The sequence below is a fragment of the Acidovorax sp. CF316 genome, from assembly GCF_000276605.1.
Classification (GTDB): Bacteria; Pseudomonadota; Gammaproteobacteria; order Burkholderiales; family Burkholderiaceae_C; genus Acidovorax.
The window spans coordinates 1-12,348 of sequence record NZ_AKJX01000172.1 but is presented as its reverse complement, the minus strand read 5'-3'; the positions used below and the strand labels follow the sequence as shown (position 1 = coordinate 12,348).

General features: G+C 67.7%; 11 protein-coding genes. 4 read left to right on the top strand and 7 right to left on the bottom strand.

Features of this window, described 5'->3' with window-relative positions:
* The 5 genes from PMI14_RS22135 to PMI14_RS22115 form a co-directional block, all read right to left on the bottom strand.
* The coding region (locus tag PMI14_RS22135; RefSeq protein ID WP_007857629.1) for a translation initiation factor IF-2 associated domain-containing protein at positions 1-915 on the bottom strand (915 nt) is incomplete at its 3' end.
* A gap of 24 nt (positions 916-939) precedes the next feature.
* On the bottom strand, positions 940-2,427 hold the full coding sequence (nusA, locus tag PMI14_RS22130) for a transcription termination factor NusA (RefSeq protein WP_007857628.1): 1,488 nt from the start codon (positions 2,425-2,427) through the stop codon (positions 940-942).
* An 88-nt stretch (positions 2,428-2,515) separates the two neighbouring features.
* Entirely contained in the window at positions 2,516-3,109 is a 594-nt protein-coding gene (gene rimP, locus PMI14_RS22125; RefSeq protein ID WP_007857626.1) for a ribosome maturation factor RimP, read from the bottom strand.
* A gap of 263 nt (positions 3,110-3,372) precedes the next feature.
* The gene (locus PMI14_RS22120) at positions 3,373-6,942 is read right to left on the bottom strand and encodes a DEAD/DEAH box helicase (protein WP_007857625.1); all 3,570 of its coding nucleotides are present in this window, start codon (positions 6,940-6,942) and stop codon (positions 3,373-3,375) included.
* 142 nt (positions 6,943-7,084) lie between these two features.
* Positions 7,085-7,474: a thioredoxin family protein gene (locus PMI14_RS22115; RefSeq protein WP_007857624.1), complete on the bottom strand. Its 390-nt coding sequence runs from the start codon at positions 7,472-7,474 to the stop codon at positions 7,085-7,087.
* Between the two features lie 117 nt (positions 7,475-7,591).
* On the opposite strand from PMI14_RS22115, the gene PMI14_RS22110 reads away from it, so the two are divergent.
* Both PMI14_RS22110 and PMI14_RS22105 read left to right on the top strand, forming a co-directional pair.
* Complete coding sequence (locus tag PMI14_RS22110; RefSeq protein WP_007857623.1) at positions 7,592-8,086, top strand: rod shape-determining protein; 495 nt, start codon at positions 7,592-7,594, stop codon at positions 8,084-8,086.
* Positions 8,087-8,150: 64 nt separating this feature from the next.
* Complete coding sequence (locus PMI14_RS22105; RefSeq protein WP_007857622.1) at positions 8,151-8,495, top strand: DNA-binding transcriptional regulator; 345 nt, start codon at positions 8,151-8,153, stop codon at positions 8,493-8,495.
* A gap of 1 nt (position 8,496) precedes the next feature.
* Here the strand turns inward: PMI14_RS22105 and PMI14_RS22100 are convergent, their stop codons facing one another.
* Positions 8,497-9,489 carry a tripartite tricarboxylate transporter substrate binding protein gene (locus PMI14_RS22100; protein ID WP_007857621.1) on the bottom strand — a complete coding sequence of 331 codons (993 nt, stop codon included), beginning with the start codon at positions 9,487-9,489 and terminating at the stop codon, positions 8,497-8,499.
* Between the two features lie 28 nt (positions 9,490-9,517).
* Complete coding sequence (locus tag PMI14_RS22095) at positions 9,518-10,612, bottom strand: beta-propeller fold lactonase family protein (RefSeq protein WP_007857620.1); 1,095 nt, start codon at positions 10,610-10,612, stop codon at positions 9,518-9,520.
* Between the two features lie 422 nt (positions 10,613-11,034).
* Between PMI14_RS22095 and PMI14_RS22090 the strand changes: the two genes are divergently transcribed.
* Both PMI14_RS22090 and PMI14_RS22085 read left to right on the top strand, forming a co-directional pair.
* Positions 11,035-12,012, top strand: a complete 978-nt coding sequence (locus PMI14_RS22090; protein ID WP_007857619.1) for a tripartite tricarboxylate transporter substrate binding protein — start codon at positions 11,035-11,037, stop codon at positions 12,010-12,012.
* A gap of 39 nt (positions 12,013-12,051) precedes the next feature.
* A partial coding sequence (locus PMI14_RS22085) for a dihydrodipicolinate synthase family protein (protein ID WP_007857617.1) occupies positions 12,052-12,348 on the top strand: 297 nt, incomplete at its 3' end.

Genomic DNA, 12,348 nt, shown 5'->3' with positions numbered 1-12,348 from the left:
GGCGCCAGGCGCTGCTGCCGTAGCCGGTGCGCCAGGGCGTGCCGGGCCGGTGCCCGTGCCCACGGCGGGCTTGTGCAGCGTGCCCTTCTTGGCGTCGCCAGCCAGCGCGGGCTTGGCCACGGGCTTGGGTTCCTCGGGCTTCTTGGCGACCATGACCGCCTTCTTGGGCGTTGCCATCATGGAGCGGATCGCGGCAGCCTCGGCTTCGGCCTTGCGGCGGCGGGCATCGAGGTCGGCCGCGCGGGCCGATTCCTCGTCGGAGCGGGCCTTGGACTCGGCAGCAGCCTTTTCGCGGGCTTCGACCTGGGCAGCGGTGCGCGCAGCGGCTTCGGCCGCCTGCTCACGCGTGGCTTCCTGCTTGACGGCAGAGGCCTGGGCCTTCTTCTCGGCTTCCTGGGCCGCATAGGCGGCAGCGCGCTCTTCGGCTTCGCGTTCGCGCTGTTCGCGCGCTTCGCGTTCGGCACGCTTTTCGGCAAGCTCGGTTTCCTGGCGGCGGATCAGCTCGGCCTGGCGGCGCGCTTCTTCTTCGCGGCGCGACAGCTCGAGGTCTTCGCTCGAGACAGCGGCTTCCTCGACCACGGTGTCTTCGGACTCGGGGGAGCCCTCCACGCCGTCATCGCGCTTGATGAAGGTGCGCTTCTTGCGCACTTCCACCTGGATCGTGCGTGCCTTGCCGGTGGCATCGGCCTGCTTGATCTCGCTGGTGGACTTCTTCGTCAGCGTGATCTTCTTGCGGTCGACAGCGGCGGTGCCATGGCTGTTTTGCAGGTACACGAGCAGCTTTTGCTTGTCGGACTCGGTCAGCGCGTCCGATGGGGCGGCCTTGCCCACGCCGGCAGCCTTGAGCTGGTCGAGCAGGGTTTCAGGTGATTTCTTGAGTTCGCTTGCGAACTCGGCGACAGTGTTACTGGACATATGTGGTTCGTGCCTCCCTGACCCTTACTCTTGCTGCCCCGCGAACCAGTGTTCGCGCGCCTTCATGATCAAGGCCTTGGCTTCATCTGCGGACTGCCCGGTCAGGTCGGTCAGCTCATCAATGGCCAGATCGGCCAGGTCGTCACGTGTGTGCACACCGCCTTCGGCCAACTTGGCAATCAGCTCCGGGGTGAGACCTTCGAGGTCGCGCAGGTCCTGGGAGACCTCTTCCACGCTTTCCTCACGGGCGATTTCCATGGTGAGCAGCGCATCCTTGGCACGGGCGCGCAGCTCATTGACGGTGTCTTCGTCGAAGCTTTCGATTTCCAGCATTTCCTGCAGTGGCACATAGGCCACTTCTTCCAGGCTGGCGAAACCTTCGGAGATCAGGATGTCGGCGATTTCCTCGTCCACATCGAGCTTTTCCATGAACAGCTTGCGAGCAGTATCAGACTCGTTGGCCTGCTTCTGCGCCGATTCGGCAGCGTCCATGATGTTGATCTTCCAACCGGTCAGGTCGGACGCCAGGCGCACGTTCTGACCGCCGCGGCCGATGGCGATGGCGAGGTTTTCCTCGTCCACCACCACGTCCATGGCGTGCTTTTCCTCGTCCACCACGATGGACGAGACGTTGGCCGGGGCCAGCGCACCGATCACGAACTGGGCCGGGTCTTCGGACCACAGCACGATGTCCACGCGCTCGCCAGCGAGCTCGTTGGTCACCGCGTTCACGCGGGTGCCGCGCACGCCGACGCAGGTGCCGATGGGGTCCACGCGCTTGTCGTGCGAGAGCACGGCGATCTTGGCACGCGAGCCCGAATCACGGGCGCAGCTCTTGATCTCGAGCAGGCCCTGCTCGATCTCGGGCACTTCCTGGCGGAACAGCTCGATCATGAACTCGGGGGCCGAGCGCGACAGGATGATGGGTGCGCCGCGCAGCGTCAGGTCCACCTCCATGATCATGGCGCGCACACGGTCGCCACTGCGCAGGTTTTCCTTGGAGATCATCTCGCTGCGGCGCAGGCGGCCTTCCACGCGGCCGGACTCGACGATGATGTCGCCCTTGTCCATGCGCTTGACGGTGCCGGTGAAGATGCGCTCGCCGCGCGACATGAAGTCGTTGAGCAGCATTTCGCGTTCTGCGTCGCGGATCTTCTGCAGGATGACCTGCTTGGCGGCCATGGCGCCGATGCGGCCGATGGGCACGGACTCGACGCCTTCTTCGATGTACTCGCCGACTTCGATGTCCGGGATGCGGTCCTTGGCATCCATCAGCAGCTCTTCGGCTTCGGGGTTCTGCAGGCCTGCATCGTCAGGCACCACCAGCCAGCGGCGGAAAGTCTCATAGTTGCCGCTGTCGCGGTCGACGGACACGCGAATGTCCACCTCGCCCTGGTACAGCTTCTTGGTAGCCTGGGCCAGGGCCGATTCCACGGCGCCCAGGACCACGTCCAGCTCCACGTTCTTTTCGCGCGAAATGGCCTCAACCAACATCAACAATTCGCGATTCATGCGACGACTCTCCTAGTTCAATCACCCGACAGGCAAAGGCTGCACGCGGCGGCCATCTGCCCAGTTCATTCAGCAGCCTGCTTGCAGCTCAGGCGGGCTCAGCCCCTGCCTTGTTGCCACGCCCCTTGAAATCGACAATGGGCGCCAGACGGACTTCCCGCGTTTCATCCAAGGTGAAGCCCAGCGCCTGCAACGGGGCGGGCACGCGCTTCTTGCTGACTCTTTGACCTGGCTTGACAGCGGGCTCATCGCTCCAGACGATCTGCCAGCCCCCTGCCTCGGCCCGCTCCAGCGTGCCGCGAAATTTCTTGCGCGTGGCATTCACCTGCCCCGCACCTGCCGCGCCGATGGGCGCCTTCAATGTGATATCGATGATCGAGCCTTCGAAACGCACGAAGTCCTGCTCGTGGCGCAAGGGTCGATCGATTCCGGGAGAAGACACTTCCAGGCGCTTGTATTCAACGCCGTCGACCTCCAGCGCAAACTGCAGCTGGCGGGTGACCTTCTCGCAATCTTCGACCGTGACGTACTGCTCGGCGACCGGCGCGGGCGCATCGGCGGCAGGCTGTACCCAGGGCAAGTCGATGGTGATGCGCAGCAAACCACCGGCGGAGCGTTCAATCTCCACCAGGTCATACCCCAGGCCAATCACGATTTGTTCAACGACTTGCTGCAGTGCCACGTGTTCTATTCAATCCCGGAAAAACAAAAAACCCGATAACCCCCAGAGGCTTCGAGCTCCAAAAGCAAACGACCAAAAAAAACGGGCGGTTGGTACCCGCCCGCTTGGTCGTGAGAAACGTATTGTAGCCCGTAAAGTGTTGATTTGCAAAGCTGCGCAGCCGCGACTGCGCAGCAAATGCCCCGCATGTGCGGCAGAACAACGCCCGGCGCGGGTTTGCGCGGAGAAATGCCCCGCGCAGCCCCTGCAGCCCAGCCCACCTGCTACGACAGTGATAGCGGCTGCAGCAGCTCGGCCAGGTCGCTTTCGGTAAAAAGCGGCTGCTTGCGCCCGGCCGCACCCTGGTAGAGGCTCTCGGCCAGCTGCGCCTTCTTTTCCTGCAGGGCCAGAATGCGCTCTTCGATGGTGCCGCGCGCCACCAGCTTGACCACCCACACACTCTGCGTCTGGCCGATGCGGTGGGCGCGGTCGGTGGCCTGGGCTTCCACGGCGGGGTTCCACCACGGATCGTAGTGGATCACGGTATCGGCCTGCGGCAGGTTCAGCCCCACCCCGCCGGCTTTCAGGCTGATGAGGAACAGCGGCACCTCGCCGCTGGTGAACCGGTCGATGATGGCGTCGCGCTTCTGGCTCTGACCGGTGAGCTTGACCCAGGGCAGGCCGTGTTTCGACAGTTCGGCCTCGATCAGCGAGAGCATGCTCGTGAACTGCGAGAACAGCAGGATGCGCCGGCCCTCGGCCAGCATCTCGGGCAGCATCTCCATCAGCTGCGCCAGCTTGGCCGAGGCATGCACCTTGCGCGCCGCCTCCAGCGGCACCAGCTGCGGGTCGCAGCACACCTGGCGCAGCTTGAGCAGTGCGTCGAGGATGGTGATCTGCGAACGCGCCAGGCCCTTGGCGTGCAGGGCTTCGCGCACGGTCTTTTCCATGCCCAGGCGGATGGTCTCGTACAGGTCGGCCTGGGCACCCGAGAGGTCCACCGGCATCACGGTCTCGATCTTGGGCGGCAGCTCGTGCGCCACCACCGCCTTGGCCCGGCGCAGCATGAAGGGGGTGATGCGCGCGCGCAGCTGCGCCAGCCGCTCGGTGCTGCCCTGGCGTTCGATGGGGTTGCGAAACAGGTCCCGAAAGCGCTGCTGGCTGCCCAGAAAGCCCGGCATCAGGAAGTGGAACAGGCTCCAGACCTCGCCCAGGTGGTTTTCCATGGGCGTGCCCGACAGGCACAGCCGGTGGTTGGCCTGCAGCTGCGCCACCACCTGGGCAGCGTTGGTGGTGGCGTTCTTGATGTTCTGCGCCTCGTCGAGCACCACGATGTGCCAGCGCGCCTCCAGCCAGCGCTCGCGGTCGCGCTGCAGCAGCGAGTACGGGGCGATCACCAGGTCGTGCTCGGCCATGGTTTCGGCCAGCGCGTGGCGCTCCTTGCCGTGCAGCACCACGCTGCGCAGGCCAGGGGTGAAGCGCGCAGCCTCGCGCTCCCAGTTGCCCATCAGGCTCACGGGCGCAATGATCAGTGCGGGTTGCACCAGGCGGCCGGCGTCCTTCTCGATTTGGATGTGGGCCAGTGTCTGCAAGGTCTTGCCCAGGCCCATGTCGTCGGCCAGCACGCCCGCCAGGCCGTTGGCGCGCAGGAACTGCAGCCAGTTCAGCCCCTGCTGCTGGTACGGCCGCAACTGCGCGTGCACGCCAGCGGGCACCGGCACCTCGGGCAACTGGCCCTGCCCCTGCAGTTGCTGCACCAGGGCATGCAGGCTGGCCGCGCCCTCCCAGACCACCCCATCGCCCAGCGAGGCGCTGGTGCGCAGCGCCTCCAGCCGTGACAGGCGCAGGCTCTCGCCCGAAAAATCGTGCGCACGGTCGCCCGCCAGGTCGAGCAGGGCTGCCAGCCAGGGCCTCAGGGTGTCGGTGGGCAGGCGCACGAAGCCATGGCCACTCGGCGCCGGCAAATAGAGATAAGGAGGCAGGGCTGGAAGCCCTTTTTCATCGCCACCGGCCTGTGCAGAATCGGGCGGCGCCGCCGCAGCGGCCGCGATCAGGTCGGGCAGCCAGGGCAGGATGTTGTGGCGCTGGCCATCGATCTCGATCCCGAGCGACAGCTCGAACCAGGGCGACGGGGCGGGCTCCGCCCCCCCGCCCGCCGCCGCGGCCAGGCCCGCATCCCCATCGTCCAGCCCGAATGCATCGTCCTCCCCGCCATCATCCCCCTGCCCCTGCGGCCCCAGGTGCACATGGATGGCCTGCGCGCGGGTGATCCAACCGTCCAGCTCGGGCGCCACGGTGAGCGCAAAGCCGGCCTCGCGCAGCGCGGCAAAGCCCTCGTCGGCCCAGCGCATCCAGGCGCCCTGCGGCCGCTCGCCAGGGATGCCGAACAGCCCCTCGTCCACCCCCAGCAGGCCCAGGTCCATCAGGCGCGAGACGGCGTCGATCTCGGCACGACCATCGCGCTGCAGCAGCACCTTGCCGCCTTCGCCGCCCCGGCCATCCACCAGCACCGACAGGGGCTGCCCCGCCCACCAGCCCACATGGCCCTGGTAGTCGAAGCGCAGTTGTGCCGTGATGAGCCCCAGGTAGGCCACCCCTGCGGCCGGCGTGGGCGCCAGGTGCAGGCGCGCCACGGGGGCAATGCCGTCGAGCCGGGTCAGCCCCTGCAGCACAGGCGGCAGCGGCAGCGGCCCCAGGCGGCGGGCCACCTCGGCCTGGTATTTCTGCAGCGCGGCAGCACTGAGCGGGGGCGCGTGCAGCAGCACCTCCAGCTGCGCCGGCTCCATGCCCGGCGCATGCGCCGGGCCGCAGACACCGGCGGCGGCATCGAGGTACATCGGCGGATTGTTGTGGCACAGCGTGGCCCCCGACCCGGGCAGCCGCGCCTGCAGCGCCCAGCCGCTGTCCTGCGCCAGGGCGCCCGCAGCCCCGCCGGAGACGGCCTGCCAGTGCCACTCGATGGGCAGCAGACCACCCCACTGCAAGGGCTCGCCAACGGTGGAGCCGCCCGCATCGGCAAACAGGCGCCCGGTGCTGGCCGCCTGCTGCAGGGCCAGCAGGCCGATCTGCCCCTCCAGCACCGCGCAGGGCGCGCCGCTGTAGGCAGAGTAGTAGTTCTGGTGGCGCGGCAGCGCGCGCAGCAGTTGCAGCACCTGGCGGTCGGTATCACCGGCCCGGTCGAACACCGCCTGGCCCTTGCCCGGCTGGGTGCGCACCAGCTTGGGCTTGGCCCAGCCGCCGGTCACCTTGGGGTAGGACACCACGGCCTCCAGCTGCAGCACGGGCGCCGCACGCGGCGCACCCACGGTGGACACCAGGTAGACATACTGCTCGGGGCGGTCGACAGCCCCCCCGACACCCGCGGGTGCATCGGCATCGCCCAGCCCCGCGGCCTTGTCCAGCGCCTGCAGCCAGTTCATGAGGCGCGCCTCGGCCTCCAGGCGGTGCACCTCGGCCATGCGCTGCTGGGCGTCGCTGCGGGCCGGCGGCGGGCGGCTCATCCCGGCCGCAGGCACGGCCAGGCCCCTGGCCCGGTCGGATTCGCTCGGCCCCTGGCGCGCCGCCTGGTGCATGAGCGCCACGCCATGCTTGCACTGCAGGCCCACGGGGCAACTGCACTGGCTGCGCCAGTAGTCCACGGCACCATCGGGCATCAGGGCCATCGAGACGGCCAACTGGTACGGGGCCAGCTGGCTGCCCTGCACATCGCCCTCGAGCAGCCAATGGTCGCCCTGGGCGCTGATGGCCAGGCGCCGCACGGCACGCGCCTTGAACAGCGCCGTTCCCCGCGCCCACACGCCGTCATCGCACAGTGCGCGCAGTGACTCGGGCTCGAACCAGAACTCCAGGGACATGGAAAAATTCAGTGCACAACGGGGCAGAAGCCAACGGCCCATGGTACTGCACAAATGCTATTCAAAGAATAGCAAGCCAGAACCCTCGCCCGCCCCTCGGAGGTGGCCATGGGGCCCACGCGTCGGGAACCTGCCCAGCGCCTCAGCGGGCGCGCGCCGCGCGCACGCGCTCGAACACCTCTTGCGCATCGGCGCCCACCCCCTGCCCGCCCTGCCCTGCCTGCAGACTGGAGAGCAGCCGCGCGAGCACGGGCGCCTGGGGCAGCAAGGGCCCCAGAAAACGCACGCTCGCACCATCGGCGATCAGCAGGGTCGGAAAGGTCTCCACATCCAGGTCGCCTGCGAGTTCGGATTCGTCCTCGATGTCCACCCACTCGAAGCGCACGCCCGGATGTGCCTGGGCCAGGGTGTCGAAGATGGCCCGGTAGTCGCGGCAGGTACCGCACCAGTCGGCGCACAGGCACACGGCCCACCAGCCCTGCGGCGAGCTGGTGGTGGGGGTGGCGTCGGGCAAGGCGGCCGGGCTGTGCATCTGCGAAATCCTTCGGGGCTGGGCGTGCCACTGTACAACGGCTTGGTGCAGGCTGCAGGCACAACCCGGGCAGCCGGTGAAGGCAGAATGCCCACTTGGCCACCCTGCACAGCATCCATGCTTGAATCGATCACACCCCTTCTGTACATCCAGTTGTCACCCCAGCGAGTGAGCGTGCGCAACGCCAGGACGGGCACCACCTGGGACGAGGTGCCCGAGATCGCCCTGCAGGACCGGCCGAAGCCGCGGGTAGAGGCCGTGGGCAGCAAGGCCCGCGAGGCAGCGGCCCGCACGGGTGCCCGCATCGCCAACCCGCTGGCGCACCCGCGCTCCCTCGTGTCGGATTTCGTGCTCGCACAGCAGTTGCTGCAGTACGGCGTGCGCCATGTGCTGGGCAAGGGGTCGTTCTGGCAGTTCACGCCTTCCCCCCGCATCGTGCTGCACCTGCCCGCCAATCCCGAGGGCGGTTACACACAGACGGAGTTGCGGGCGCTCAGGGAGCTGGCCCTGGGCTGCGGCGCCAGCCGGGCCACGCTCTGGCAAGGCCCGGCACTCACAGATGGCGAACTGCTCTCGGGCCAGTATCCGGCCACAGGCCAGACCCTGGAATGAACACACCCCGCGGGTGGCTGGACGACAATCGATGCATCCCGCCCACCCACGCAGCACCCCACCCATGAGCACTCGACCCGACACCCTTGCGCTGAACATGCCGATCCCCAGCGGCGACCAACTCAAGGCCGCGCGCACGGCCGCAGGCCTGAGCCAGGCACAGGCGGCGGAACTGCTCGGCTACCCGCTGCAGACCGGCAGCCGCGGCGGCCTGCAGTCGCGCACCTGGCAGGCCCTGGAGAGCACGACCGACGAGCGCAGCATGCAGGGCCCGGTGTTTGCCATGTTCCTGCTGCTCACGGGCCAGCACCCTGGTTTCGTGCTGCAGCCCCGGCCACCCGCAGGCCAGGAGCCCGGCACCGTGGCGGACGCGGTGGCCGATGGCGAGGAAAACATCTCGCCCGAATAGCTCAATCCACCTTGATGTTGGCGGCCTTGATCACCTGGGCCCACTTGTCGACCTCGGCCTTCTGGAAGGCCGCGATCTGCGCCACGGCCAGGTCGGCCGGCTCCATGCCGAAGCCTGACAGGCGCTTTTGCATCTCGGGCTGGGCCAGGATCTTGCGGATCTCGTCGTGCAGGCGGCCCACCACGGGCGCGGGCGTGCCGGCCGGCACGAAGATGGCCTGCCAGGATTGGACCTGGAAGTCTTCGAGGCCCTTGATGCCGGACTCCGCCACCGTGGGCACGTCGGGCATGGACGCCAGGCGCCTGGGCGAGGTGACGGCGATGGCGCGCAGCTTGCCACTTTGCACATGCGGCGCCGCCACCACGGTGGTGTCGAACATCATGTCCACCTGCCCACCGATCACATCCTGGATCGCCGGGCCGCTGCCCTTGTAGGGGATGTGCGTGAATTTCACGCCCGACTTGAAGCCCAGCAGCTCCACCGCCAGGTGCTGCGAGCTGCCTGTGCCGGCCGAGGCGGAGGACAGGCCGCCCTCCTTGGTCTTCGCGGCGGCCAGCACGTCCTTGAGCGTCTTGTAGGGGCTATTGGCAGCCACCACCAGCACGACGGGGTTGGTGCCGATCAGTGTGACCGGGCTGAAGGACTTGAGGGCGTCGTAGCCCAGCTTGGGGTAGAGGCTGGCATTGATCGCATGCGAGCTCACCGTGCCGCCGAGCAGCGTGTAGCCATCGGGTGCCGCGCGCGCCACCACCTCCGAACCCACGCTGCCCGCCGCCCCGGCCTTGTTCTCCACCACCACGGTGGTGCCCAGGGCCGTGCCCAGTTGCTGGCCGATCATGCGGCCCAGGGTGTCGGTGGTGCCGCCCGCTGCAAAGGGCACGACATAGCTGATGGGCTTGCCCGTGGGCCAGGTGCCCTGTGCGGCGGCCGGCAGGCCAGTGAGGCCACAGGCTGCCGCCAGGGTGGCCGTGCAAAGAAAGGTTCTGCGTTGCATGGGGGTGTCTCCGGATGGAAAGAGGGACTCAGGGGAAATCGACGATCTCGACCCAGTTGGGGTTCTTGCCGGCAGGCACGCGGGTCGGCGCGCCCGGGATGCCCGTGGCCGCATCGATGGGGTGCAGCGAGAGGCTGTGCGACTCCTGCCCCGCCGCGATCAGGAAACGCCCCGAGGAGTCCACCGCAAAGCCGCGCGGCGACTTTTCGGTAGGCACCTGGCCCAGGGGCTGCAGCTGGCCGGTGGCGGCATCGACGCGGAAGCTGCTGATGGTGCTGGACGTGCGCTCGGACGCATACAGCGTGCGGCCATCGGGCGACAGGTGCAGGTCGGCCGCCCAGGGCTTGCCGGCAAAGCCGGCGGGCAGCGCCGTGGTGCGCTGCACGGACCGCAAGCTGCCCCGCGCAGCGTCGTAGGCCATCACGTGCACGGCGGCGTCGAGTTCGTTGAGCACATACATATGGCGCTGCGCACGGTCCCAGACGAAGTGGCGCGGGCCGGACTTCTCGGGTGCGACGCTGGTCAGCGCCGGTTCGTGGGCCGTGAGCCGCCCCGATTCGGCATCGAAGCGCCAGGCCGAGAGGTTGTCGCCGCCCAGGCTGGTGGCGAACACGTGGCGGTTGGCCGCATCGGCGTGGATGGCGTGCGCATTGGGCGCCGTGGGGATCAGCTGCTGCACGGCGCCCACGGCGCCGTCCTTGCCGATGCTGTTGACGGTGATTTTGTGGCCCGGGTACGAGGCGGCGAACAGCCAGCGGCCGGTGGCATCGGTGTCGATGTTGGCCATGCTGTCGGCCAGCGGCGCCTCACCGAGCTTGCGCAGCTTGCCGCTGGCGGGATCGATGGCCAGGCTGACCACCCGGAACGGCTGGGAGCGCAGTGCCACATAGAGCACGCGCTTGTCCGGGCTCACCGCCATGGGCATGGCCATGCCGGCCAGGGGCACGGTCTCCACCGGCTTGAGCGTGCCAGCGCTGCGGTCGAGCTCCAGCACCGACAGATCCTGGCTGTCGGCGTTGGATACATAGACCCAGGTAGCGGCCATGGCGGAGCCAGCGCCCAGGGACAAGGCGCTGGCCACCAGAGGCAGCGCCAGGCGGCGCCAACGAATTGCACGGAGCATCGGTATTTCCTTTCACAACATGAGGGGGAGCCTGCTCCCGGCAGCGGACGACAGGGGCTGCAGGCGGCACGGGGCGGCGACCCCGGTTCTGGCGAAAAAGGCCATTCGTCATATGTTGTCATACAACATAGGGGATTGTGGACCTTGGGCGCGCATCCGATCAAAGGGATTACCCGAACCCGATTGCATGCCACCCGTGCCCGCACAGGCCATGGAGGGAATGCTCCACCAAGGGCCCCTTTTCACAGGAGAGATCGAGGTCGAGTCCGAACTTACCGCGCCATGCTGCGGCAGGCCGGCGGCGCCCCGGATCCCGCGGGCACCGGCACGTCAATGCGCACTTTTTTTGTAAGGGCAATTGTTTTTCTGCGCGCTTAGTTGTACGATGACTATCAACAAGATTAGCCACCAGGAGACAACACATGACACTGACCCGCCGCGACGCCATTCTGGCGTGCACCGCCGCCCTTGCCGCCACCACGGCCACCGCCCAGACCGCGGCGGAATGGCAGCCCACCAAGACCCTGAAGCTGATCGTGCCCTACCCCCCAGGCGGCAGCTCGGACATCATTGCCCGCTCCATCAGCCAGCCCCTGTCGGAAGCCCTCAAGCAGACCGTGATCGTGGAGAACAAGCCCGGTGCCAATGGCAACCTGGGTGCGGACTTCGTCGCCAAGGCAGATCCGGACGGCTACACCATGCTGCTGTGCGACGTGGGCGCCCTGGCCATCAGCCCCTCGGTCTACACCAAGCTGTCGTTCGACCCCTCCAAGGACCTGCGCGGCGTGACCATGCTGGCCTACTCGCCCCACCTGCTGGTGGTGCATCCCTCGGTCAAGGCCAACAACCTCAAGGAACTGATCGCACTGTCCAAGACAGCGGACCTGAACTTCGCCGTCACTGCCACCGGCAGCGCACCGCACCTTGCCGGTGTGGCGCTGGAGCGTGCCAGCGGCGCGCGCTGGCAGTACATCCCCTACAAGGGCGGCGTGACTGCCATCCAGGACACCGTGGCCGGCCAGACCCAGGTGCTGATGAACGGCATGCTGGCCACCCTGCCCCAGGTGCAGAACGGCAAGCTCAAGGTGCTGGGCGTGTCCAAATCCACGCGCATGCCGCTGATCGGCGACGTACCCACCATTGCCGAGCAAGGCGTGCCCGGCTACGAGTCCGGCACCTGGCAAGGCATCCTGCTGCCCCGCGGCACGCCCGAAGCCGTGGTGCAGCGGCTGAACAAGGCGTTGATCACCGCCATCCGCTCGCCCGACATCCGCTCGCGCCTGGCCGGCCAGGGCGCCGAGGTGGTCACCATGACCCCCACCGAACAGGACCAGTTCTTCGCCAAGGAGCGTGCGCGCTGGGCCTCCGTGGTGAAGGCCGCCAATATCAAGCTCGACTGAGTCCCGACCTCTTTTTCACATCACCGCCTCGCTACCACCATGAACCCGCAAGACCTCAAATCCATCATGGGCTCCGGCCTGCTGTCCTTCCCCGTCACGGACTTCGACGCCCAGGGCAACTTCAACCCCAAGGGCTACGCCGCGCGCCTCGAATGGCTGGCCCCCTACGGCGCCAGCGCCCTGTTCGCCGCCGGTGGCACGGGTGAGTACTTCTCGCTGTCGGGCCCCGAGTACGGCGAGGTCGTCAAGACCGCCGTGGACACCTGCCGCGGCAAGGTGCCCATCATTGCCGGTGCCGGCGGCCCCACGCGCACGGCCATCGCCCACGCCCAGGAG

Bases quoted from the DNA above. Each gene is read 5' to 3' on its own strand.
- PMI14_RS22105 (WP_007857622.1), top strand. From the start codon at position 8,151: ATGAGCACTCGACCCGACACCCTTGCGCTGAACATGCCGATCCCCAGC.
- PMI14_RS22115 (WP_007857624.1), bottom strand. From the start codon at position 7,474: ATGCACAGCCCGGCCGCCTTGCCCGACGCCACCCCCACCACCAGCTCG.
- PMI14_RS22095 (WP_007857620.1), bottom strand. From the start codon at position 10,612: ATGCTCCGTGCAATTCGTTGGCGCCGCCTGGCGCTGCCTCTGGTGGCC.
- PMI14_RS22100 (WP_007857621.1), bottom strand. From the start codon at position 9,489: ATGCAACGCAGAACCTTTCTTTGCACGGCCACCCTGGCGGCAGCCTGT.
- PMI14_RS22090 (WP_007857619.1), top strand. From the start codon at position 11,035: ATGACACTGACCCGCCGCGACGCCATTCTGGCGTGCACCGCCGCCCTT.
- PMI14_RS22120 (WP_007857625.1), bottom strand. From the start codon at position 6,942: ATGTCCCTGGAGTTCTGGTTCGAGCCCGAGTCACTGCGCGCACTGTGC.
- nusA (WP_007857628.1), bottom strand. From the start codon at position 2,427: ATGAATCGCGAATTGTTGATGTTGGTTGAGGCCATTTCGCGCGAAAAG.
- PMI14_RS22110 (WP_007857623.1), top strand. From the start codon at position 7,592: ATGCTTGAATCGATCACACCCCTTCTGTACATCCAGTTGTCACCCCAG.